The sequence below is a fragment of the Campylobacter lari genome (assembly GCF_004357905.1).
GTDB classification, from domain to species: Bacteria; Campylobacterota; Campylobacteria; order Campylobacterales; family Campylobacteraceae; genus Campylobacter_D; species Campylobacter_D lari_D.
In genome coordinates, this window is sequence record NZ_SMTT01000006.1 from 1 (window position 1) to 24767 (window position 24767).

23 protein-coding genes and 1 tRNA gene are annotated in these 24767 nt (G+C 30.6%); 3 read left to right on the forward strand and 21 right to left on the reverse strand.

The features are described from left to right. Positions 1 to 19 precede the first annotated feature (19 nt). From E2O22_RS05380 to kpsM, 7 genes are read right to left on the reverse strand one after another with little or no spacing between them, the layout of a single operon-like run. Positions 20 to 1399 (reverse strand): glycosyltransferase family 2 protein, encoded by a 1380-nt coding sequence (locus tag E2O22_RS05380; RefSeq protein WP_133319573.1) that lies wholly within the window; start codon positions 1397 to 1399, stop codon positions 20 to 22. Beyond that, the gene (locus tag E2O22_RS05385) at positions 1389 to 3044 is read right to left on the reverse strand and encodes a galactosyltransferase-related protein (RefSeq protein ID WP_133319574.1); all 1656 of its coding nucleotides are present in this window, start codon (positions 3042 to 3044) and stop codon (positions 1389 to 1391) included. Before E2O22_RS05385 ends, E2O22_RS05380 begins: the two co-directional genes overlap by 11 nt. Then, positions 3041 to 3997 carry a KpsF/GutQ family sugar-phosphate isomerase gene (locus E2O22_RS05390; RefSeq protein ID WP_412175278.1) on the reverse strand — a complete coding sequence of 319 codons (957 nt, stop codon included), beginning with the start codon at positions 3995 to 3997 and terminating at the stop codon, positions 3041 to 3043. Before E2O22_RS05390 ends, E2O22_RS05385 begins: the two co-directional genes overlap by 4 nt. A gap of 8 nt (positions 3998 to 4005) precedes the next feature. Continuing rightward, positions 4006 to 5649 carry a polysaccharide biosynthesis/export family protein gene (locus E2O22_RS05395; RefSeq protein WP_133319575.1) on the reverse strand — a complete coding sequence of 548 codons (1644 nt, stop codon included), beginning with the start codon at positions 5647 to 5649 and terminating at the stop codon, positions 4006 to 4008. Next, the gene (locus E2O22_RS05400) at positions 5649 to 6764 is read right to left on the reverse strand and encodes a KpsE/RkpR family capsule polysaccharide export protein (RefSeq protein ID WP_133319576.1); all 1116 of its coding nucleotides are present in this window, start codon (positions 6762 to 6764) and stop codon (positions 5649 to 5651) included. The genes E2O22_RS05395 and E2O22_RS05400 overlap by 1 nt, the downstream gene beginning before the upstream one ends. Continuing rightward, a complete protein-coding gene (locus E2O22_RS05405; protein WP_133319577.1) occupies positions 6754 to 7425 on the reverse strand; it encodes an ABC transporter ATP-binding protein in 672 nt (223 codons plus the stop codon). The genes E2O22_RS05400 and E2O22_RS05405 overlap by 11 nt, the downstream gene beginning before the upstream one ends. Next, the gene (kpsM, locus tag E2O22_RS05410) at positions 7422 to 8198 is read right to left on the reverse strand and encodes a capsule polysaccharide transporter KpsM (RefSeq protein ID WP_133319578.1); all 777 of its coding nucleotides are present in this window, start codon (positions 8196 to 8198) and stop codon (positions 7422 to 7424) included. The genes E2O22_RS05405 and kpsM overlap by 4 nt, the downstream gene beginning before the upstream one ends. 81 nt (positions 8199 to 8279) lie before the next feature. On the opposite strand from kpsM, the gene E2O22_RS05415 reads away from it, so the two are divergent. After that, positions 8280 to 9077 carry a ferritin-like domain-containing protein gene (locus E2O22_RS05415; RefSeq protein ID WP_133319579.1) on the forward strand — a complete coding sequence of 266 codons (798 nt, stop codon included), beginning with the start codon at positions 8280 to 8282 and terminating at the stop codon, positions 9075 to 9077. A gap of 3 nt (positions 9078 to 9080) precedes the next feature. Here E2O22_RS05415 and E2O22_RS05420 read toward each other — a convergent pair. The 4 genes from E2O22_RS05420 to acpP all read right to left on the reverse strand — a co-directional run bounded on the left by E2O22_RS05420 (position 9081) and on the right by acpP (position 11636). Next, a tRNA-Phe gene (locus tag E2O22_RS05420) sits at positions 9081 to 9156 on the reverse strand. 68 nt (positions 9157 to 9224) lie between these two features. Then, a complete protein-coding gene (locus E2O22_RS05425; RefSeq protein WP_133319580.1) occupies positions 9225 to 10160 on the reverse strand; it encodes an acetyl-CoA carboxylase carboxyltransferase subunit alpha in 936 nt (311 codons plus the stop codon). A gap of 1 nt (position 10161) precedes the next feature. Then, a complete protein-coding gene (locus E2O22_RS05430) occupies positions 10162 to 11376 on the reverse strand; it encodes a beta-ketoacyl-ACP synthase II (RefSeq protein ID WP_133319581.1) in 1215 nt (404 codons plus the stop codon). Positions 11377 to 11402: 26 nt separating this feature from the next. After that, on the reverse strand, positions 11403 to 11636 hold the full coding sequence (gene acpP / locus E2O22_RS05435; RefSeq protein WP_039617517.1) for an acyl carrier protein: 234 nt from the start codon (positions 11634 to 11636) through the stop codon (positions 11403 to 11405). 145 nt (positions 11637 to 11781) lie between these two features. On the opposite strand from acpP, the gene tenA reads away from it, so the two are divergent. Then, a complete protein-coding gene (gene tenA / locus E2O22_RS05440; protein WP_133319582.1) occupies positions 11782 to 12447 on the forward strand; it encodes a thiaminase II in 666 nt (221 codons plus the stop codon). Positions 12448 to 12462: 15 nt separating this feature from the next. Here tenA and feoB read toward each other — a convergent pair whose 3' ends face one another. The 7 genes from feoB to E2O22_RS05475 all read right to left on the reverse strand — a co-directional run bounded on the left by feoB (position 12463) and on the right by E2O22_RS05475 (position 20509). Beyond that, positions 12463 to 14487 carry a ferrous iron transport protein B gene (gene feoB / locus E2O22_RS05445; protein WP_133319583.1) on the reverse strand — a complete coding sequence of 675 codons (2025 nt, stop codon included), beginning with the start codon at positions 14485 to 14487 and terminating at the stop codon, positions 12463 to 12465. Beyond that, positions 14487 to 14714, reverse strand: coding sequence for a FeoA family protein (locus E2O22_RS05450; RefSeq protein WP_039627920.1), 228 nt, complete (start codon positions 14712 to 14714; stop codon positions 14487 to 14489). Before E2O22_RS05450 ends, feoB begins: the two co-directional genes overlap by 1 nt. 92 nt (positions 14715 to 14806) lie before the next feature. Then, positions 14807 to 16147 (reverse strand): MmgE/PrpD family protein, encoded by a 1341-nt coding sequence (locus E2O22_RS05455; RefSeq protein WP_133319584.1) that lies wholly within the window; start codon positions 16145 to 16147, stop codon positions 14807 to 14809. Positions 16148 to 16153: 6 nt separating this feature from the next. After that, a complete protein-coding gene (gene purB, locus E2O22_RS05460; protein WP_133319585.1) occupies positions 16154 to 17518 on the reverse strand; it encodes an adenylosuccinate lyase in 1365 nt (454 codons plus the stop codon). 3 nt (positions 17519 to 17521) lie between these two features. Beyond that, on the reverse strand, positions 17522 to 18691 hold the full coding sequence (locus tag E2O22_RS05465) for a trans-sulfuration enzyme family protein (RefSeq protein ID WP_133319586.1): 1170 nt from the start codon (positions 18689 to 18691) through the stop codon (positions 17522 to 17524). Positions 18692 to 18703: 12 nt separating this feature from the next. Next, positions 18704 to 20143: a C4-dicarboxylate transporter DcuC gene (gene dcuC / locus E2O22_RS05470; RefSeq protein WP_133319587.1), complete on the reverse strand. Its 1440-nt coding sequence runs from the start codon at positions 20141 to 20143 to the stop codon at positions 18704 to 18706. A gap of 3 nt (positions 20144 to 20146) precedes the next feature. After that, positions 20147 to 20509, reverse strand: a complete 363-nt coding sequence (locus E2O22_RS05475; RefSeq protein WP_044598311.1) for a Rid family detoxifying hydrolase — start codon at positions 20507 to 20509, stop codon at positions 20147 to 20149. Between the two features lie 167 nt (positions 20510 to 20676). Between E2O22_RS05475 and E2O22_RS05480 the strand changes: the two genes are divergently transcribed. Next, positions 20677 to 21351, forward strand: a complete 675-nt coding sequence (locus tag E2O22_RS05480; protein WP_133319588.1) for a helix-turn-helix transcriptional regulator — start codon at positions 20677 to 20679, stop codon at positions 21349 to 21351. Here the strand turns inward: E2O22_RS05480 and E2O22_RS05485 are convergent. The 3 genes from E2O22_RS05485 to E2O22_RS05495 form a co-directional block, all read right to left on the reverse strand. Next, on the reverse strand, positions 21348 to 22685 hold the full coding sequence (locus E2O22_RS05485) for an anaerobic C4-dicarboxylate transporter family protein (RefSeq protein WP_133319589.1): 1338 nt from the start codon (positions 22683 to 22685) through the stop codon (positions 21348 to 21350). The two genes, E2O22_RS05480 and E2O22_RS05485, sit on opposite strands and share 4 nt — an antisense overlap. Positions 22686 to 22705: 20 nt before the next feature. Continuing rightward, positions 22706 to 24103: an argininosuccinate lyase gene (gene argH, locus E2O22_RS05490; protein ID WP_133319590.1), complete on the reverse strand. Its 1398-nt coding sequence runs from the start codon at positions 24101 to 24103 to the stop codon at positions 22706 to 22708. A gap of 172 nt (positions 24104 to 24275) precedes the next feature. Then, the gene (locus E2O22_RS05495) at positions 24276 to 24737 is read right to left on the reverse strand and encodes an ankyrin repeat domain-containing protein (RefSeq protein WP_133319591.1); all 462 of its coding nucleotides are present in this window, start codon (positions 24735 to 24737) and stop codon (positions 24276 to 24278) included. Positions 24738 to 24767 lie beyond the last annotated feature (30 nt).

Genomic DNA, 24767 nt, shown 5'->3' on the forward strand with positions numbered 1-24767 from the left:
GATTTTTTTTTATTCATAATCAATACATCCTTTTTTTAACATTATTTAGTTGCTCTTTTAATTTCAGTGCTTTCTGATAATCTCTGTAATACTCTAAAGGATATCTTTTTAAAGAAATGTTTTTTGTAGTCTTTAAGCGATATAAATATATATTTAATTGATGATTTAACACTATTTTTATAATCAAGAATCCAAAAAAATATTTTTTCAATTTTTTTTTATTTTTAATTTTTTTTACAAGTTTATACGAAAGATATTCTTTCACTCTATCAACTGCTCCTAAGGGTTGATTTTGTATATATATTTTTAAATTTTTAGTGTATTTTTTTAAACATAATGGATCTTTATCAAACTTTTTTAAAGTCAAAGCTTTATTGCAAACCACTGGTAAAAAATGTGTTTTTATATCTTCACTCAAATAGTGATTAGAATCAATAAATTTTATAAAATTTAATGCAATTTGCATCCAGCTTGCACTTTCATAATATAGCCTAGTCGTATTTGAATTCTCAAAAACATCTATTTTTTTAAGATGCGAACTGGGGTGTATTACCCATTTTTTATTAGTAAAATTCATAGAGCTTAATTCTCTTAAACGATAAACATATATTTGCTTTGGAAATATATAAATATTTTTACTTAATGCAAATAATAACACTCCAAAATGGCAATCTTCTGCAAAAATTCCATTAATAAATTGTAATTTTATATTTTTAAAAAAATCAAAATTAATCATACCTTGCCAAGCAAACCAAAAATAAAAAAGTTTTCTTTCTCTAGCTTTCTCTAGCCATTCTTTAGGCGTGATGATAATCTCATTTTTATAATCAAAATAAGTCATTTGGCTAATATGTTTTCTTTTGACTTTATCATATAAAGGCCTATAATCAAACCACACCACATCTACCCCATCCATTCTAGGTACACATTCTTCTATGCAGTTTAATTCCCAATAATCATCAGAATCTAAAAAGATAATATAATCTATAATAGGATAAGTAAAGCTAGTTAAATCTTGTTCATCATTAAAAGCTTTATAGCTTTTATATACAGTATATATTTCATAAGGATTATTACCTTCTATATTAAATTCTATTAAAGAATTTTCTTTTAAAGTTTGGGTTTTGTTTTTGAGTTTATATTCTCCACTAAAATATTCTATACCTACATTTCTAGCACTACTTAAACCACCATTTTTTTTATCAAAAAGAGTAATTCTTTTATCTTTTAGAGTGTATTCTTTTGCAATATTGAGTGAGTTTTCATCTGTACTACCATCATTTACGAGTATGATTTCTAAGTTAGTATAGGTTTGATTGATTACACTATCTAAACATTCTTTTAGATATTTTTCTACATTGTATATGGGGATTACTACGCCAATGGTTTTAGTTTGCATTTTTAAACTTTTTAAAAAATTTAGAATCACTAAAAAAATTATTCGGATTATAAAAAAACTTTCGAAGTAAACGATAAAACTTCGTATGAGAAATTTTAGTTTGCACAAGCTTTAAACCTATATATTTATTAAACATTTTTATAAATGAAAATGATGAAATTTCGTATATAAAAGGCTTATAAATCAAAGAATTTAGACTATATTTGCTTTTTTGAATATCTTTAAAAAATATTTTTTTATTTTCTAGATTTATCTTATAAAATTTTATAATTTCTTGTTCTTTTTTACCAAAACAGTATAAATCATTAATTAAAAAATTTACAAAAAAATCTAAATCATTTTTATCTATATTTTTTTCTACCATAAAATTTAAAATTTTATCATTGTCTTCTTTTGATAAACTTTTTAAATACAATCTTGTTTGCGTTATTTCATCTTGATATAAAGTTTTATCAAATTCTAACATTTTATTTTTGTTACTAGTTATCAAATATGACTCGGGTAAAATTCCTTTTTCAAAATAAAAAATCTCTAAATCTAGCTTTTGAAAAAAATCTAATAGATTTTCATTTTTAATGTGTCCATTGAAAAGCAAAACTTTATGAATTTGTTTTTCCGTGATTATACTTTCGAGTTCTTTTTGGCTTTTGTAAATTAAATTATCTTCATTTATATATATAATATTACCTATATAAGGTAGTATTTCTTTTATGGAATATAATGTTTCCTTGGAATGAATAAATAAAACATTATCTCGGTAAACACTTTTATCGCATAAATGCTTTATAGAATGTGATTTAATATTTGATATATGTTTATAAAATCTTTGATGATTTTTATGTTTATTATCCATGTAACCATTTTGATTTGGTTCATCATGATGAAAATGATATAAATACACCCCATGAAAACTTGCTTCATATCCAAGTAAAGCAAACCAAGCTCTAAATCCTTCAAAATTTTTAAAATTCCAATTTCTTGCATCATAGTTTAAATTAGCTGGTATTTGCTCTAAATCAATACAAGAGTATAAAATTCTTGCTAAAAGATCAAAATCCTCATATCCGTGGCCTATAAATTGCTCATCATTTCCACCAAGTGTTAAAAATTTATGCCTATTAATCACTATACTAGAAGTAGAACTTGGAGCAAAAAATTTGATCCACTCTTTTTTTCCGCTAATTAAATCATTTTTTATCAAACCATCCCATAATTTTTTATCTTGAGTATAAATAAACTCGTTACCCTTTTGATTTAAAAATACAACTGGTAAAGACAAAATATGATTTGGTTTTAAGGATATTTCTTTGATATCAATAAGATCTAAAATATACTCTAAAAATTGTTGTGATAAATAATAATCCACATCTAAAAACATCACAACATCTGAATTTGCAAAAGATGCACCAAGGTTGCGGCATTTTCCTTGGGAGAAAAAATCTTTTTGACTTTCATCTTTATGATAAATATGCCCATTTTCTTTGATAATACACTTTAAATCATTTTCTAAAGAAGAATACCCTTCAACAAAAATATATTCAACTCTATCATCACTTTTAAACTCACATGCTTTTTGAATAACACGATCTTTTATATAAATTCTTTCCTTACTTAAACCAAAAGGTATAACAATGGAAAGCTTCACACATTACCTATCGCATAAAGTTGTATAATGCCTACTATTTTTTCATCTTGAGTGACAACTATTTCTTTAATTTTATGTTTTAGCATAAGCTCTTCTGCCTCGCTTGCCATAGCACTTGCTTCTATGGTTTTTGGACTATCGCTCATGATTTCTTTAGCTTTAAAATCAAATCTTGGCTTACCGTTTGCCCTTAAAGCTCTTCTTAAGTCCCCATCTGTGATGATTCCAACTAGTTTTTCATTCTCAAGTACTATACAAAGCCCTAACTTACCACTAGTCATCACATCAACCAACTCATTAAATTCACTCTCAGGGCTTACCATAGGTAGATTATTTGACACCATCAAATCACCCACCCTAGTCAAAAGCTTTCTACCCAAGCTTCCTCCTGGGTGAAATAAAGCAAAATCATCAGGTCTAAAATTCCTTGCTCTCATCAAAGCTACTGCTATAGCATCACCCATAGCTAAAGTGGCCGTAGTAGAAGAAGTTGGAGCAAGCTGAAGTGGGCAAGCTTCTTTTTTTACTGCTATGTTTATAAAAATATCTGCTTGTTTAGCTAAAGTAGAATTTTGATTTCCTGCCATGACGATCAAAGGAATTTTTCTTTTTTTAATCACAGGTATAAGTTTTAAAACCTCTTCAGTTTCTCCTGAATTTGAAATAGCCAAAAGCACATCCTCGCTTGTAAGCATACCAAGATCTCCATGCAATGCTTCGCCCGGATGCATAAAAAAGCTCGGGGTACCTGTACTAGCTAAGGTTGCAGCTATCTTAGCCCCTATATGACCTGATTTACCCATACCGCTTACTACACATCTACCTTTGATAGATAAAATCAACTCAATGGCTTTATTAAAACCTTCATCTAAATTATCACATAAATCTAAAATCGTTTTTGACTCTATCTCAAAAACTTCTTTGGCTATTTTAATCGCATCTATTTGGCTCATCTAAATTCCTATATATTTAACACTACATTAGTTGCAATAGCTATTTGATATAAAATTTGTGTTAGCATGCTAAAAATTTGGAGATTTTGACTATCTACTTTTGGTAAAACTAAAATAGAATCTCCCGCTTTTATATCTGCTGAACTTCTACCGCTGTATTTAGTTGCTTTACCATTAGCATTAATTACTAAAACTCTTGATATATCAGCCCTATCGCTAAAACCACCCGCTAGGTTAATATAATATCTTAATTTTTCTTTATCCATATATACAAATGCACCTGGTATAGAAACTTCACCTTGAACCAAAACAAGATTATTTTTACTAGGTACATTTACCACATCACCTTCTTCTAATACTATAGAATTATACGCTTTGACATTGTCTATAACGATTTGTCCTTTTGGTTGAGCTTGTTTTGCACGCGCAATAAATTCTAAAATCGTTTTAGCTTGAGTAGCTCTAATGCTAGCTTGCTCAGCATTAACTGAAGAACTTGTTAGAGCTAGTGTTTCAAGCTCTTTAAGTTGGGCTTCAATAAGTTGTTTTTGGGTAGCTGCTACACTTTTTCTAAAAACTTGTAAAGCATTAATGTTTGATTGATCATTAACTGTAATCATTTTAGCAAGTTCAGCCAAGGTTGTACCCTTTTTTATCACTACTGAGTGCAAACCACTATGCTCACCTTCTATACTAATACTAATATTTTGCGCAGTATAATCAGGTCTAAATTCTATCTCATCGCCATTGTATAACTTCACACCTAAAAACTGCTTTTTGCTGTAAGCATCCACATGTAATTTATGATCATCTCTATAGCTTTTTACCACAGCATTAGTTACTATAGGTTTAGCTCCTGCAACTTTGGCTATATCTTCTAAATTTAAAATATCATTACTTAACTCAAATCTAAAAGGCTTTTGCACATCTCCTTCAACAAAAACATACTTTTGCACACTACCCACTAAGATCACATCACCCATTCTAAAAGGAAAAAGATCAAGCTGACCCTTAAGTAAAAAATCATACAAGTCTACTTTTTTAATGACTTTATTATCTCTTAAAATTTGAATATCTCTAAAACTACCATATTCTAGATTAATACCGCTTGCTTTATCTAAATACTGTATAATAGAATCTGAACTTAATCCTTGATAAAGGCCTGGTTGATTTACATTTCCTGTAACAAATACCGATACATTTTGATAAATATCCATATCCGCATATACATAGACATTGCTTTTATAAATTTTATTAATAGCTTTTGTAATAACTTGTACCAAAGCACTATTTTTCACACCCAAAAGATTAATCGCACCTACTTTTGGTATAAAAATATTTCCTTGAGAGTCTACTGTTAAGGTTTGTATAAACTCTACCGCACCCCAAATTTTTACATTAATCCTATCGCCTACTGCTAGTTTATAATCAGGATTATAAACATGTTGAGTAAATTTAGTAAAGTTTCCATTAAACAAATGCGCACCAAAAACTTTAGTATTTATAATTACTGTTTTATTTAAATCACTTTGTAAAAATTTTTTATCTTGAATTTGCTTTATACTATCTGCTTGTGTTTTTGCAATTTGAGAAACATCTACTGCTGAAAATAAAAACAAAGGTAAAAGTAAAAGTAAAAATATCTTTCTCATTAGTATCTATGCTCCTCTATAATCATTTTAATAAATTTAACAATTCCATAAATCAAAGATAAAACCATAAAAGCTGTGAGTATATTATACAAAGCTTCTGGATATTTAGCACTTTGAGGTAAGCTTGGACTTTGAACTATAACCACCTGCTTTATCTTTCTTAAGGCCTCTATCCTAGCACTCTCATAAGCTTTTAATGCAGCTGTGTAAGCACTTTCTGCAAAACCTGCCTCTATGGTTAGATCTTGGAATTTAGCTGCAAGATCGTTAAGTTTTTGAGAGGATTTTGGGGATGAAACTTTGGATTTTTCTTTTTGAAGTTGTTTTTTTAAGGCTGTGATTTCACTTTTTATAGTAACAATTTGTGGTGCATTATCATTTATATAACTTTGCATCATTAAAAGCTCAGCTTCTTTGGCTGCTATTTTTGATTCAAGTTCAGCTATGAGTTTTAGAGTGCCCTCTGCTTGTTTGAGTGGATCAAATACCCCATATTTATTTTGAAAAGCTAAAAGCTCATCTTTAGCCTTTTGATATCTTTTTTTAAACTGCAAAAGTTCTTCTTCAGCAAATTGCATTTGATCTCTTGCGGCTTTGTGTGAAATTTCATTGATAAATTTTTCACTTTCTTTAACTATAGTTGAAGCTATCAAATGTGCACTTTGTGGATCAAAACCTTCAACTTCTACACGCAAAAGCCCATTAGCTGAGTTTTCTTGAGTAATTTTAACACGGTTTTGATAATACTTTAAAAACTCTTCCTGATTGGCTGATGAGGAAATACTATAAAAAAAATCAAGTTTTTGTTTTTGATATAACTCACGAATTTGAACTTTTTCTTCTAAGATATTTAACATATCTAAAGAATGAATATAAGATTTTAAATAATTAATATCCTCGCTTGAAAAAGAATTATTAGTCAAAAATGCAGCAATTCCAGTAATAGCTCCGCTATCTCCTGTCGTTGATTTCACACTTAAAACACTTTCACTCACATAGCGATTTGCTGCTATAAAAACATAATAAAATACAACAAATGCTGTCAAAATCAACACTATTTTAAAAGAATTAAGTATCTTTAAATTTTTAAGTTTTTTTAATAAGTCATTTTGCATTTACTTTTCCTTGATATACCGCTATACCCTCATCTACATCATCATATATAGTAGCTTGTCCATCTTGCATGAATATAATTTTATCACACCATTGTTTAATTTCAGCTACATTATGCGAAACCATAATAACTTTTGACCTACTTAATTTTTCTTTATAGATTTTAGAGCTTTTTTCTCTAAATTTAGGATCTCCCACAGCACCTGCTTCGTCAATTAAATAATAATCAAAATCAAAAGCCATACTTAAGCCAAAAGATATTCTAGCGCTCATACCAGCTGAGTAAGTATTCATAGGCTCATCGAAAAATTTTCCAAGCTCGGCAAAATCTTCAACAAATTTAATCTTTTCCTCTAAAGCCTTTCCTTTATAACCATATACTCTAGCTACAAAGCGTGCATTATCTCTTGCTGAAAGTCTGTGTTGAAATGCGCCTGCCAAACCTAATGGCCAAGATAGTTTTTTATTAGTTATAATCTTACCTCTATCAGGAAGCAAGGAGCCGCTTAAAAGTTTCATTAAGGTTGATTTTCCAGCACCATTGCGTCCCATTAAACCTATACTGCAATTTTCAGGAAATTCAAAACTTAAGTTTTTAAAAACATAATGCCTTTCACCATTACGTAAAGGAAAAGATTTTGTTAAATTAACTAATTTTATCATCGCACCGCTATCAACTTTTCTCTAGTAAAATAATAAAAAAACAATCCCAAAAACAAAATCACACTCAAACATGCAATAGGATAATAGTAATTATAATCATCAAGTAATGGATAATTTTGAAAAAAATTATATTTTAAAAGTTCCATAATATGTAAAAGTGGATTGTAATATAAAATGTCTAAAATAGGTTTTGGAACTATCCATATAGGAAATACCACCAAAGCTGTCCAGTATAAAACTATATTTAAATAATTTAAAGCCATTTTTAAAGGCTCTGCAAAATGTCCTGCTATAGCAAAACACATCCCCATAGCAAAGCCAAATACCACAAGCAAAAAAAACGAAAACATCACTTCTAGAAAATGCTTAGGTATAACTTGCATATGCAAAAACCAACCTGCTAAAAACATTACACAAATAAAAATAGTAAAATAAATACAAAATTCAAGCATAGCCCTAGCAATAAATACATGTATAGGGCGAATAGGTTTATAAGCAAATAAAGTTAGATTAGAACTAATACCATTTAAAAGCTGATTAATAATGCTTCTAAACATAAAAAAAGGTATAATCCCTACTGCTAAAAATAAAAAGATAGAAACACCTTCAGGCATGATTTGATGATGAAATTCTCTAATAGCTGTTATAATAGAAGTGATTACCAAAACTACCATCATAGGCTCTCCGATTACCCAAAAATAGCCCAAATATTTATTAATACCAAATCTTGTCTTTAACTCTCTAAAAAAAAGAGCATGTATGACATTAAACATATTTTTAGCAAACCTTTTTAAATTTTCAAAATTTTTATATTATACTTTTTTATCTTATATAATATTTAACAAGGTTTAAAAATGAAAAGAAATTTTTTTGAAGAATTAGAAAAAATTTTATATCACAAAGATATTTTTAAAAAGATTGAATTATTTAATGAATTTTATGAAAATTTTAAAACTAATTTATATGATTTTAATCATTCACATGAAGCGATCATTTATGAAAACTCACAAGTTAAAATCCTTCATCCTATGAAAATAAGGCGTCCAAAAGAGGCAAATAGTACTTCATCTTTAGCTAAAATATTACATTCAGTTGCACATATAGAATATAGTGCTATAAATTTGGCCTTAGATGCTAGTTATAGATTTAAAAATTTGCCATTGAAATTTTATCAAGATTGGCTTGAGGTAGCTGATGAGGAAATTAAGCATTTTTTGCTTTTAGAAAAAACTTTAAATGAACTTGGTTTTAAATATGGAGATTTCTATGCCCATGATAATCTTGAAAAAGCCTTATTTTTAACCAAAGATAATCTTGCTCACAGAATGGGCATAGTGCATAGAGGACTTGAAGCAAAAGGACTTGATGCCAATCCTTTTGTCTTAGAAAAATTAAACACAACTAATCATCCTATAAAAAGTTTATTCAATGAAATTTTTACCATTATATTAAATGATGAGATTAAACATGTAAATAAAGGAGATTTTTGGTGGAATTATGCAAAAAATGAAAATGATGATTACCTTGATCTTTGTGCCAAATATAAAGAATTTAATCTTTTAGGAAAAGTATATAATAAAACAGCTAGAATACAAGCAGGATTTAGTGAAAATGAACTTCAAAAATTAGATGATTTTTATAATAGAAAATGAAGATGGTGGTTAGAGGCAGAATCGAACTGCCGACACGCAGATTTTCAGTCTGCTGCTCTACCGACTGAGCTATCCAACCACTGAATTGAAGTTGTAATTATACAATAGTTTTTTTAAAAAAAGTTGAAATTTGCATAAAAATGCAAATCATTCAGCAAAAGCACCAAATTTAAAGATTTTTTGCATTCTTAATGCGGCTAATTCGCGTTTATCGTATTGTTCTAACTCTTCTATAGCTTTTAAGATATAATCACTTAAATTTTTAATCGCATTTTCTTTATCTCTATGAGCTCCACTCATTGGCTCTTCGATAACATCATCTATTAAACCTTGAGTTTTTAAATCATCAGCAGTTACTTTCATCGCCTTAGTAGCAGCTTCACTTTTTGATGGATCATTCCATAAAATAGCAGCACAACCCTCAGGTGAAATCACAGAAAAAACTGAATTTTTCATCATAGCAAGTTTATCAGCTACTCCTATAGCCAAAGCACCACCACTTCCACCTTCACCTATAACTACTGCTATAGTGATTGTTTTAAGGGCGCTTAACTCGTATAAATTTCTAGCTATAGCCTCACTTTGACCACGCTCTTCAGCACCCACTCCTGGGTAAGCACCTGGAGTATCCACTAAAAATAACACCGGTATGTCAAATTTTTCAGCCATTTTTGCTACTCTTAGAGCTTTTCTATAACCTTCAGGATGAGGCATACCAAAATTTCTATGAAGTTTATCTTTAGTACCTCTACCTTTTTGCTCACCTATAACAATAATTTTTTTCCCACCTATATAACCTGCATAACACACAATAGCAGGATCATCTCTAAAAGCACGATCACCATGAATTTCATAAGCATCACTTAGTATAGCTTGAATATAATCAAGCGCATAAGGACGATCAGGATGTCTTGCAAGCTGTAAGCGTTGGTAATCGCTTAAATTTTTATAAACTTTTTGAGTTTCTTTTTCAAGGTTTTTTTCTAAAATTTTTACTGCTTCATCATCACCTTTGATTTTAGCATTTGCTAAATCTTCATCAATTTGCTGAATATTTTTTTCAAAATCTAAATAAGAAGCCATATTAATCTACTTTTTTGAAAATCACACAACCATTTGTTCCACCAAAACCAAAAGAATTGCTCATTACAACATTAACTTCGCTTTTTCTTGCAGTATTTGGTATATAGTCAAGATCGCAATTTTCATCTGCTACGATTTGATTGATAGTTGGCGGTATTACACCTTGATCAAGTGCCATTAAAGAAATAACAGCTTCAATAGCACCAGCAGCACCTAAACAATGTCCTGTTTGACCTTTTGTAGAACTAACTAAAGGAATTTGATCTTTGAAAAGTTCTTTAATAGCTGCTGTTTCATTTTTATCATTTACTGGAGTAGAAGTTCCGTGTGCATTAATATAATCTACTTTTGGATTTCCTGCCATTTTTAAGGCTTTTTTCATAGCACGCAATGGCCCTTCTAAAGTAGGTGAAGTGATATGATGTGCATCTGCACTTTCGCCAAAACCTACCAACTCAGCATAAATTTTAGCTCCACGCTTTTTAGCAGCCTCATACTCTTCAAAAACCAAAGCACCAGCACCTTCACCCATCACAAAACCATCTCTTTCTTTATCAAATGGCCTTGAAGCTTTAGCTGGATCATCATTTCTAGTAGAAAGAGCTTTCATAGCAGCAAAGCCACCTATACCTACAGCACAAATAGCTGCTTCAGCTCCCACTACAAGCATTTTATCTGCATTGCCTAAAGCTATGCTTTTATATGCTTCGCCTATAGCATGAGTTCCTGCTGCACAAGCAGTCACGCATGAGATATTTGGTCCTTGTAATCCATGCTCGATTGATATAATTCCACCAAGCATATTAACCAAAGCTGATGGTATGAAAAAAGGAGTTATTTTGCGTGGTCCACGCTGTGCGCAAGTAACGGAATTTTTTTCTATATTTGGTAAACCACCTATACCAGCTGCTGAAACTACACCAAATTCTTCTTTGTTTAAAGTTTCATCAAATTTAGCATCTTCCATAGCTTCTCTTGCTGCTTTAATACCAAGTTGTATAAAACGATCTATTTTTTTAACCTCTTTAGCATCGCAGACACTTAAAGGATCAAAATTTTTTACTTCAGCAGCAATTTGCACTGGAAAATCAGTGGTATCAAAAAGGGTGATTTTATCAACGCCACTTTTGCCATCACAAATTGCTTTAAATGAGCTATCTTTGTCTAAGCCAAGAGCATTGATCATTCCTATACCTGTTACTACAACGCGTTTCAAACCGCACTCCTTATTAAAAATTAAAATTATTTTTGAAGATTTTCTATATAATTAACAACATCTTCAATTTTTACTAGTTTTTCAGCATCACTGTCTGGAATTTCTACATCAAATTTTTCTTCTAAAGCCATAACTAATTCAACAACATCCAAAGAGTCAGCACCCAAATCTTCAATGATTTTAGATTCCATTTTAACTGCATCTTCATCAACACTAAGTTGCTCAACAACTACTTTTTTTACATCATCAAAAATTGCCATTTTTATCTCCTAGTTTAAAAAATTAAAACGCATTTTACAATAAAAAAATAAATTTCTTGTTTAAAAAGTTAAAAATTAAAGATTATTACGAAAAATTTAATTATCTGTGTTTAAATAAAAGCTTAAATTTTAGCAAAGGAAATTTATGCTTTTGGATAAACTTATAAAAGAAAATAAAAAAACTTGGGAGCAATACATCTATCATGAATTTGTAAAAAAACTTCAAAATGGTACTTTAGAAAAAGATACATTTTTGTTTTATCTTAAACAAGATTATATTTTTTTAAATAATTATGCAAAATGCTATGCTTTGCTTGCTTTAAATGCAAATAACGCTAAAGAAATTCAATTTGCTATTAAAAATCAAAACTACACTTTAGAAGGAGAATTAGAACTTCACAGAAGTATTTTAAAACTAGGCATTAATGTAGAAAAACTTGACTATAAAGATGAAAGTTTAACTAATATTGCGTATACAAGATACTTACTAAGTGTGGGACAAAATGGAGATTATTTGGATATGCTGTGTGCTTTGAGTGCTTGTGCTATAGGTTATGCATATATAGGGGAAGAAATTTATAAAGGACTTAGTGAAAAAAGCTTAGAAAATCATCCTTACAAAGAGTGGATTTTAACCTATGCAGGTAAAGAATTTCAAGATGAAATTAAAGAATTTAAAGACTTTTTTAATTCTTATGCAAATAGCATTAGTGAAGAAAAATTTAAAAAATTAAACGAAATTTTTTATACTACTATAAGACTTGAAACGGCCTTTTGGCAACACTCTTTAGAGCAAAAAATGGAAATTTAATCATCATAAAGATGATTAAATTATCAATTTAGTAATATTAATCCCAAAAAAAGCGATCAAATACGCACATAAAGACGTAAATATAAAAAGATACCATGCATATTTTTTATTTCCCGCTTCTTTAGCAAAAACTATAGTTGCTGCAAAACAAGGATTATAAATCATAACAAAAAGTATAAAAGCAACTGCTGTGCTAAAAGGGATGTTTTCTTTTATAGCCTCTTGTAAATTTAAACTTGTCTCATCAACTTCATCGCCTAAAGAATAAAGCACACCCATAGTGGAAATCATCACTTCTTTAGCCGCTAAACCACTTACCAAAGATACACTAAGTTTCCAATCAAAGCCAAGTGGTGCAAAAATAGGCTCTATTGCTTTGCCAAATTGTCCAAGATAACTATTTTCTATCTGAAGCTCTTGAGTTAAAGCATCTTGAGTATTATTTTCTTGTGCAGGAAAATTACTCGCAAACCAAATAAGCAAAGAAGCTATCAAAATAAATGTTCCTGCTTTTTTTAAATACATTTTGGCTTTGTTAAACACCATAAACCATACCAAATTCCAATTTGGCATTCTATATTTTGGCATTTCCATTACAAAAGGTTCATCTTGTCCTCTAAAAGCGCTCATTCTTAAAATCTTAGCTGCAATCAAACCCAAAAACGCACCCAAAAGATAAATCCCAAAAAGATAATTTCCCGCCACATCAGCAGGAAAAAACACTCCAACAAAAAGCACATATACAGGAAGTCTTGCACCACAACTCATAAAATTAATAATAAAAAGAGTTAATAATCTATCTTTTTTATTTTTTAAAGTTCTTGTAGCCATAAATGCAGGTACTGAGCAACCAAAACCCGTGATTAAAGGGATGAAACTTTTACCATGTAAGCCAAATTTGTATAAAATTCCATCTAATAAAAATGCGACCCTAGCCATATATCCAGTTGTTTCAAGCAAAGCTATGCCAAAAAATAAAATCATAATATTTGGTAAAAAAGTTATAACCGCACCAACCCCACCTAAAACACCATCAGCTAAGGCTGAAGCGATAAATTCATTGCTAATATTATTTTTTACTATATCACCTAAATTAGCAAAAAGCATTTCTATATAATCCATAGGGATTTGACCTAAAGCAAAGGTTAGTTGAAATAAAGCCCACATAAAAAACAAAAATATAGGAATTCCTAAAAATTTATTAATTAAAATAGAATCTATTTCTTTGGTATGATTTTTATACTTAACACTCTTGCTTAAAACCTTAACACATATACCATTTGCAAAAGCAATTAGCTCTTCTTTAAAAATACTTTCCATATCTTTGCTATGATATGCCATATAAATTTTTTCTAAAGCTTCATCAAGTATTTTTCTCAAAGCGTGCGAAATGACTATATTAGCTTCATTTTTAAGCAAAGCTATCGCTAAATCTTTTGTAGAAAAATCTAAATAAGTAATTTCATTTTGATTTAAAAATTCACTTATTTTTGCAAGTTCTTCTTCTATAATATCACTATAAACACGCTCTTTGGCTTCAAATTTAGCTCCATGGGTTGAAATGATTAAATCCAAAAGTGCATTTAGATTTTCTTTAGTTTTAGCGCACACGCCAAGACAAGGTGTATTTAGAAGTTGGGATAAAATTTTAAAATCTATACTAAAACCTTCATTTTTAGCTTCATCTTGCATATTTAAAGCCATAATCATTTTGATTTTAGCTTCTATTAAAGATGCACTCAAAATCAAATTACGCTCTAAATTTGTAGAATCAAGCACATTTACTACAAGATCAAATTTACCCTTTTTTAAAAAATCTTTTGTAATTTTTTCTTCTTCGCTATAACCATCTAATGCATAAGTTCCTGGTAAATCTACAAATTTAAACTCATAATTTTTATAAACTAATCTAGCCTCAGCCTTTTCAACTGTAACACCGCTAAAATTTCCAACTTTCATATTAGCCTTGCAAAGTGCGTTAATTAATAAACTTTTACCAACATTTGGCTGACCTACTAAAGCAACGATGATTTCTTTCATTAAAACTCTTTTGAAATTTGTATTATTTTTGCTTCACTTGAGCGTAAAATCACGCAAGTTGTATCAAGTTCTACCATAATAGTAGAATTTGCTATAGAAGAGCGAATTTTTTTAACTTTTTTGTTTTTTGCAAAACCAAAACTAAAAAGTCTTGCTTGGAGTTGTTTATCTGCTTCAAAGCCTACTATAAAGGCTTCTTCATTGTCTTTTAATGTATCTAAAGTCATGTTTTTCCTTACAAAAACTAAGATAAGACATTATATAAAAAATTCAATTATTTATTTTTTAAAATAATAAGCAATCTCATTTTTTGAGATTGCTAGAAATCAAAATCATTTAGATTTTCTAAATTTTGAAGCTTTTTGACTAATTCCTCAGCCTTTTCTAAAGAAAGTGCTATGCTAGCATTAGAAAGAAATTTATCTTTTAATTCATCAAAACTTAAAGGATTATCAAAATTTCCTTTATTTATAAACACATCTTTTTTAATTACCCTTCCATCATTTAAAACAGCTTCTAAATGTCCTGGAAAGTATTTAGGGAAACCGCTAGATTTTTTCTTCTCATAGCTAATTTTTTTAGCAAATTCTATTAGCTCAGCTCTATTTAAATTTTCATAAGATTTTAAAGTAATTTTGCCATCAAAAAACGCTAAAGCCATTAAAAAAGGCATGGAAAATTTGGCCGCATAAGCACTTTGTGGAGTGTATTTTGCTTCTATTGGATCACAAATAAATGAAATTGGCACTTCATCTACAAAGCAATGCAAACTTTTGATATCTTGTGCTTTTAAGCCATCATTTCTTAAACTCATAGCACAATCAATAAGCCCATGTGCAAAATGACAACTTGGATAAGGTTTTAACGAAACTTGCATTACTTGCCAAATTTCATTCAACCCCTTACAAAGTTCATTTTTATCACATTCATCTTCTAAGCCAAAAGTTCTAAAGACATTATCCCTTCCTTCAAATATACTCAAAGGACCGCTCATATTAGCTTTTGCGAAATTTGCTACCAAAATTCCATTTTTCAAAGCATTAGCTATGTGTAAAACTTTAGAATTAGAACCATTAGATAAAAACTCATTTACCCCACTTGCAAAACTTCCTGCTAAACCTAGCGCATTGATGATTTGTTCTTTGTTTAAATCAAGCAAAACACAACTTGCAGCCACACTACCAAAAATTCCTGCTATAGCTGTAGTATGAAAGCCACATTTGTGGAAACTTCCTTTACTTGCTATACCCACTCTAGCAGCAATTTCCCAACCAATAATAAAGGCTTTTAAAACTTTCTTTCCATCTTTACTTACACTAAATCCATAAGTTAAACAAAGCGGGGTTAAAATAGCACTAGCGTGCAAAATAGCTTCAGTATGAGTATCATCAAAATCAAGGGCATGCGCTGCAATAGCATTTACCATCGCGGTATAAATCACATCAAGCTTTTTATCCCCACTCCAAATTTTTTCACTAGGATTTACGCTTAAAGCTTCAAAAGCCTTAGTTGCATTTAAAACACAAGCTTCATTTTTAGCAGCTAGGGCTGTTCCTAGTGCATCAAGCATAAGCTCTTTTGCTCTTTGTTTTACTTCACTAGGAATAGCTTCATAATCTAAATTTACGATAAATTCGGCTAGTTTTTCACTTAAATACATTTTTTCCTACTTTAGAATTGGTGCATTAGCGATTTTTTCTAAGAACTCATCAACTAATTTTGGCGCATAACCTACATAAGTTGTAGCATCCATTAAAACATCAATGTCTTTTTCACTTAAAACCTTACTTACACGCTCATCTTCAAGTAAAACAACTTTAAAAGTTTTATGATTTTCTATACCTCTCATAGCATTTTCATAAACAATTTCATGTGCATGTTGCTTACCATAATGATCACTCAATGCAAACATCACGCGTTCTGCCAATACAAAGCCATTAAGCGTATCAAGATTTTTTAACATTTTGTCTTTTTTAATTTCTAAATCATCAAAGACAAATTTCATATTTGCTAATACTACTGAAAGCATTAAAAATGCTTCTGGTAAAAGCTTCCATTCCATTTTCCAAACTTGACCATCTCTTTCATGCTCATGTCTTTCTATATCACTTAAAATTGCAATATTAGCTCTTAGGGCATTACTTACAGTCACTGCGTTTTCACTTACTGCAGGATTTCTTTTATGAGGCATAGTAGAGCTTCCTACTTGACCTTTTCCAAAAGGCTCAGCAATTTCATCGATTTCATTATGAGCTAAAATTAAAAGTTGATGTGCTATTTTGTTAAAGGTTGCGTTGATATTACCTAAAACATAACCAAGCTCAATAAAACGATCTCTTGCTGGTTGCCATGAGATGTCAGGAACCTCTAAACCTAAACTTTCTAAAGTAAGTTTTTCTACTTCATTAGCCTTGTCACTTAAGCTTGCTTTAGTTCCCACTGCACCTACGATTAATCCTACATATAATCTTTTTTCAAGTTCGATAATTCTTTCATAGTGACGATTAAGCTCACTTAGCCAAATTGCAACTTTGTGTCCAAAAGTTATAGGTAAAGCTTGTAAAGCTAAAGTTCTTCCCATCATTGCAGTGTTCTTATGCTCTTTTGCGATTTTTGCTAAATTTTTAGCTATATCTTTTAAATCTTGTTTGATTAAAGCCATAGCTTCTTTAAATTGTAAAACTATGCCTGTGTCAATGATATCTTGTGTTGTTACACCAAAATGCACATATTCACCAAGACCATTTTCGCAAGCTTTTTCCAAACCTCTAACAGTAGGCACTAAAGGGTGTTTAGTCTTTTTAAATTCAGCAAAAATAAAATCCATATCCATAAATTTATAATGAGCTTTTTTAGCTATTTCTGTAGCTGCTTCATTAGGGATAATGCCAAGTTTTGCTTGAGCTTTTGCCAGGGCAGCTTCTACATCAAGCCATTTTTGAATCCTATTTTCCTCGCTAAAAATAGCTCTCATTGCAGGAGTGCTCCAAGAATCTTGAAGCAACCTCATATCAAATACACTCACACCCATGTTTTATCCTTTAAAATTTATTTTTTCAAATGATTGTTTTAAGTCAGCAATCAAATCCTTACTATCTTCAAGACCTATATGAAATCTCACAAAAGGCCCTCTAGCACTCCAATCTGTTGCTGTTCTTGGCGGAGTAGTAACAGTAGCTAAACTCTCATATCCACCCCAGCTTGCACCGATTGAAAAATACTCTAAATTATCTACAAATTTAACGGCTTGTTCTTTAGAAATGCCATCTGCAAATTCAATCGTTACCATACCATTAGCGCCTTTATGATCACGCATAAAAACTTCATGGTTTGGATGAGTTTTTAATTTTGGATAAAAAATTGTTTTAACTTCTTTTCTACTTTGTAAAAACTCTACTACCTCATCTGCACTTTTTTCATGAGCCCTCATTCTTACATCTAAAGTTCTCATACCACGAAGCACTAAATAAGCATCATCAGGACTTGTAGTAAATCCTAAAGCTTCTGGTAATTTGTCAAAATTTTTCCATTCTTTTTCATTAATCACTACTATACCCATAGTAACATCTGAATGCCCACTTAGATATTTAGTCGCTGCAATTACTGAAATATCTGCTCCAAGCTCAAGCGGGTTTAAAAAATACCCACTTGAATAAGTATTATCAATCGCTACTGGTATGTTATGTTTGTGCGCAATTTCGCAAAGTTTTGGTAAGTCTATGATTTCATAAAGTATAGAACCTGGACTTTCACAAAGGATTAATTTTGTATTTGGTTTGATTTTTTCCTCTACATCAGAAGCATCAGCTTTTAGAAAGTCAATTTCTACGCCCATTTTAGTTAAAAATAAATCACAAATTGTTCTAACAGGTCCATAAATAGCATCAGTGATTAAAAAATGAGCATCTTTACTAGCATAATTTAAAAGCACCATAGCTAATGCTGCAAGCCCTGTTGGGAAAAGTTGTGCTCTATAACCACCCTCAAGCTCACAAATAAGTTTTTCAAGTTCAAAATTTGTAGCTGTTCCTCTAGCACCATAACTTAAAACACGCTCATTTTTTCTTAGCTCGCGGTATTTTTGCCAAGTAGCATGATCTTTAAAAAGTATGGTTGATGCACGCATTAAGGTTGGATTAACTGATCTTGCTTCAGCGTTTTGATCGCCTCTTCCTAGGTGGATTAATTTAGTTTTATTATTCATTTTAAGTCCTTTTTACAAATAAACATAAGTCATAATCACATTAACAATAGCAGCTACAAGCATAGGAATAGCTGTTCTTTTTACAACTTGCAATGGATTTACTTTAGCCATAGCTGAAATTGCCAAAATAGCTGGTGCAATAGGTGAAACACATCTACCAAAACCTGTCATGATTTGGATAGGTGCTATCATAGTTATAGTTTCAACTCCAAAAGATTTTGCTATATTTGGAATGAGTGGTGCAAAAGAAAAAAATGCTGCATTTCCTGAACCCATTAAAAATGCGCACACAGCAAGTAAAATAGAAACTGCTATGATGATAGCAAGCACTCCAAAACCTGCATCTTTTGCAAAGTCTATTAAAGTATCTACAAAACCAACCGATAAAAGGCCACTTGCAAAAACTTGGCCACAAACGATCAAAGAAACCGTGATTACAAACAAATGTCCCATACCTTTGAAAAATACCATGATAGAATTTAAAGTATCAATTAAACTTTTATAACGAATGATTTCAAAAATAATTGCTATAAAAGTTGAAATCATCATAGCAACCGGTACATTCATTCTAATTGCAGTAGATGAAGCTGCTTTAACTTCTTCCATGGTAGTAAATCCCGTTAACACCATAATGCTATCTAAAACACTACTAAAGCCCAAAATTAACACTAAAGGTATAATAGGTAAAATCGCATAAATTCTAGGTGGTTTTTTAAGCTCTTCACTTTTGCCATCATGTTCTGCTAATTCTTTTTCAACATCATCACGGTTAAATGTGAAATTTTCTTTTTTATCAAAATATTTTGAGCAAAAATAAATCGCAATACCCACTGCTATAATAATAGGCACAGTTGTAGGAAGCTGATAATGCACAAAATATACCGCAGGATCAATTTCAGCTGTTTTTGCAGCTAAAATTACATTACCACTTCCTGGACCATGGTCAATGTATTGACAAATAGCAATAATCGAAAGCGCAGAAAGCTTAGAAACACCTGAACGCACTAAAATAGGGTACATTGTAACCATAAGCAAAAGTGCTAAACCTGCATGTGAAGGTATAAAAAGCACTAAAAACTGGATCACAAAATATGAAACCAACAATAAAACATAAGGTGATTTCACAGCTTTTAAAGGTCTTTCAAATACTTTAAATAAAGCATAACTTGCACCTACATGATCCATATAAGCAGAAAATCCTGCTATACACATTAAAGTAAGTCCAAGACCTGCTAGAGTACTTGACATTTTAGTATTTACTACTTGAAAAATATCAAAAAGACCTAAATGTAAAGATTGTTTTTCATTAATAATTGGAGAAAGTCCAAAAATTCCTGCTAAAGCTAACAAGAATAAACCACTTAAAAGCAACGCCATGTGGGCGTTGATTTTTTTATAGAGCATAAAAACAAGTAAAAATACAGAACATCCCGCAAAAAATAAACCCAACATGCTCTATCCTTTATGAGCAATAACCTCTATCTCCACTTTTGCTCCTTTAGGAAGATCTTTTACCGCAAAAGCACTTCTTGCAGGATATGGAGCTGCGAAAAATTCAGAATAAACCTCATTGAAAGCCAAAAAATCATCAATATTTGCCAAAAAGCAAGTCGTTTTAACTACATTATTAAAATAAAGATTATTTTCTTCTAATATAGCCTTGATATTTAACAATGATTGTCTTGTTTGTTCTTTTACATCTTCACTTTCTATGTTTCCACTTTGTGGATTAATAGGAAGTTGTCCTGAAATAAATAACAAACCATTAGCTTCTCTATAAGCTGAATATGGTCCTATAGCCTTTGGATAATTTGCCATGTATACTCCTTGTGTTTAAATGAAATCATAATATAATATTATCATCATAATAATAAATTGTCAATATTTTTTTATCATAATAATAATTTTTTTTATTGTTGTAAATATTAACAACTTTGATGAAAATATTTTGTAAAATAACAAAAAACAACAAAAAGGTCTAGATCATGGATGAACAACAAAAAGAATTATTTATCAAACTCACTCAATTTTTAGGGCAAGTTCTTGGAGATCAGTATGAAATAGTTTTTCATGTGATTTCACCTGAGGGTTCATATATAGCAGCCATTGCAAATAATCATATTAGCGGAAGGACAATCAATTCTCCATTAACCTCTTTTGCGAGTGAGCTTGTACAAGAAAAAGAGTATTTAAATAAAGATTTTTTATGTGATTACAAAGCAAAGGTTGGAAAGTCTAAGATCGTTACCGGATCAACCTTTTTTATAAAAAACCAAAATAAAATTGTAGGAATTTTATGTATAAATCACGACACCACAGAACTTAGAAATGCTATTAGTAAAATCATAGAACTAGAAAAAATTAATGATTTTAGTGATTTATTAGATATTCACAATCAAAACAATGTAAATTTACACAATGTGAGTAATATAGAAACACTTAGTCATTCTATAGAAGATATTCTAGCTGAAAACATAGACTTAAAATATTTAAATTCAGGATATAGCTTAAGCACTGAACAAAAAGATGAGATTATTAAAAAGCTTCATTCAAAGGGAATTTTTAATATAAAAGGAAGTATACCTATAGTTGCTAAGTCACTTAATATATCAGAACCTAGCGTCTACAGATATTTGCAAAAATTTAAAAATAGCCTTTAATAGCTAAAAACTATTTGCGATATAAAATAAGCACTCACAACAGCACCAATGATTAAAGCAAAACCTGGTCTTAAATAAGAGTGATTGATCACAAATTTTCCTATTTTTGTTGTGCCTGTTCTATCAAAAGCCACACAAGCTATTTGATTAGCTCCTGGAACTATAAAATCTCCACTCACGCAAGGATAAAGCACGATAAGAATTTGAGGAGGAATTCCCAAACTCACACCCAAGGGCATCAAAGCAGCTACTGTTGCAGCTGGAGAAAAAATCACCATAGAAAAGGCAAATAAAGCCACGCCAAATAAATATGGATAATCTTCTACAATATGTGATAAAGAATCACTAAATAAAGGCTTGTAAGCTTCAAAAAATGTCCCTGTCATCCAAGCTATACCAAAAACCCCTACAACGCCTATAAGTCCTGATTTAAATACAGAAGCTTCACCAAGTTTATTAGCAGGAACTTTAGCAAAAAGCATAATTAAACAAGCTGTTGCAAGCATGATCATTTGAATTAAATTTGGGGTAGAAAGTCTTTCTATTTTACCATTTGCAAGCTCATAGTGAGGTAACAAATTTGTAAAAGTCCCAAAGAAAATAATGGTTAAAATCCCCAAAGCAAATATTAATAAAGCTCTTTTTACTTTAGGATCTGTTTCTTGTTTATCTTCTTGTTTATCTTGAGTTAAAAACTGATATTCCCCTGCTCTTACTCTTCTTTGAAATTCCTCATCTTGCTCAAGCTCTTTTCCTCTTTTAAAAACGCTCAAACAAGCACATATAACACCAATTAAAAATGCTGGCATTACCACAGCTAATATTTGAACAAGTCCTACACCGCTAATGGCTAAAATGGCTACCATACCTGCAGTGGCTGCACTCATAGGAGAAGCTACCACTGCAATACCTGCTGCTATAACTGAAACTGAAAGTGGTCTTTCAGGACGAATTTTAGCTTGAGCAGCTACTTCAGCAATCACTGGATAAATAGAAAAAGCTACATAAGTAGTACCACAAAATATTGTAAATGTGGATGTGATTAATGGGCCCATAAAAACAATAGCTTGAGGTTTTTTCTTTAATGCTTTTTCAGCTATTTTTACTAGCAAATCAAGCCCGCCTGCGCTTTGCAAAACACTCACGCAAGTAATCACAGCAAGTATAATAAACACAACACTCACAGGAAGTGAAGCTGGTTGCATACCAAAAACCAACACCAAAATACACATACCAAACCCACCTGCAACCCCAAGTCCTATACCACCATATCTACCACCTATGGCTATCATAGAAAAAATAATAAAAAGTTGAAGTATAAAAATAATATCCATCTAATCTTCGCCCTTATTGTTTATTTTTTACATTTATCCAACAATTCTTTTGCATGTTCAATTTGCTCTAATACAACTTTAGTTCCTGTACCGCCATAAGAAAGTCTTGCGTCTATACAAGTTTCTAAAGCAATTGCTTCATAAATATCTTCTTGGATATTTTCATTAAATTGATGGAATTCTTCCATGCTAAGCTCTTCAAGCATTTTTCCGTGTTTAATACAATAATTCACAGTACCACCAACTATACTATGAGCTTCTCTAAATGGTATATTTTTTCTTACTAAATAATCAGCCATATCTGTGGCATTTGAAAATCCTTTTGCAGCTGCTGCTCTTGTATTATTAGTATTTACTTGCATTTTTTCTATCATAGGAGTTATAATTTTTAAACTTGCCATTAAAGTATCCATAGAATCATAAACTTGAGCCTTATCTTCACTCATATCAGTATTATAAGCTAATGGAATACCTTTCATAATAGTTAGCATTGCCATAACATTACCATACATTCTACCTGTCTTACCACGCATTTTTTCGGCTACATCAGGATTTTTCTTTTGAGGCATTATGCTTGAACCTGTACAAAAATCATCACTTAATTCTATAAATTTAAAATCTTGACTTGAAAAAAGTATAAGCTCTTCACAAAAACGACTAAGGTGCATGAAACACATTGCAGCAATAGCAGTAAATTCAACCATGTGGTCTCTATCACTTACACTATCAATGCTATTTTCTGTTGGTTTAGTAAAGCCTAGTTCTTTGGCACAAAAATGTCTGTCTATATTAAATGTAGTTCCACCAAGTGCAGCTGCTCCTAAAGGACACTCATTCATTCTTTTATATAAATCCTCAAAACGAGAATAATCCCTACTTAACATCCAAAAATATGCCATAATCCAATGTGAAAAAAGCACTGGCTGGCCCGTTTGCAAATGCGTATAACCTGGCATAATAGCTTTGATATTTTTTTGAGCTTGATGGACGATTTCTTCTTGCAAAGTAGTAATTTGAGTTAATACTTCTTTAATAACTGCTCTCATATGAATTTTTGAATCAAGAGTAGTTTGGTCATTTCTACTTCTTGCGGTGTGAAGTTTTCCACCTACTGGACCTACGATTTGTGTCATTCTTTTTTCTACAGCCATATGAATATCCTCATCAGCTATATCAAAAACAAAGGTTCCATTTTGAATTTCTTCTCTAACTTGTTCTAAGCCCTTAATGATAGTTTTTGCTTCATCTTCTTTTATAATACCTTGTTTTGCAAGCATGGTGCAGTGAATTATACTACCTTGTATATCAAAAGGAGCAAGTCTTGGCTCAACTGGTAGTGAAGCAGTATATTCTTCAACTAATTTATTTGTAGGTAAATCAAAACGCCCACCCCATAATTTTTCTGCTTTGTTAGACATTTGTTATCCTTTCATTAAAAAATTAGGGGTAATTTTATTTGAATTTATTTTAATTTAGCTTAAAATTTTTATTTCTATAATAAAAAATTTTAAAAATTTATAATTTAATAATAGAATTTTTTGATAATTTTAAATAAATAAAATATATTTTTAATATATTATAAATTTTTAACTATTTTTTGAAAATTTTTAATACACTAAAAGCTATTTTTTTAAGAAAACTTTTTTTAGAATGCTTTGTTAAAAACTCTACTATATCTCTATGCCCAAACATCAACGCGAAAGTAAAAGGTGTCATACCAAGACCATTGTTTTCATCAATATTTGCTCCATGTTCTACCAAAAGCTTACACATAGGTAAATATCCTTTAAAACACACCCCTGCTAATGGAGTTTGTCCTCTATCATTTTTCTCATCTACCCTAGCATTATTTTCTAGTAAAAACTTAGCACATTCATAAGCATTATGATAACTTGCAAGCATTAAAAGACTATCGCCTTTATGATTTTTTAAATTCACACTCAAACCCGCTTCTATCATAGTCTTTAAATTTTGTAAATCATTTTGTCTTGCGTAATCAAAAGCCATAGTGCAAAGCTCTTGAATTCTTTTTTCTTCTTCATTATTAAACATATTTTTCCTTTATAATCTTTAGTTTGCCAC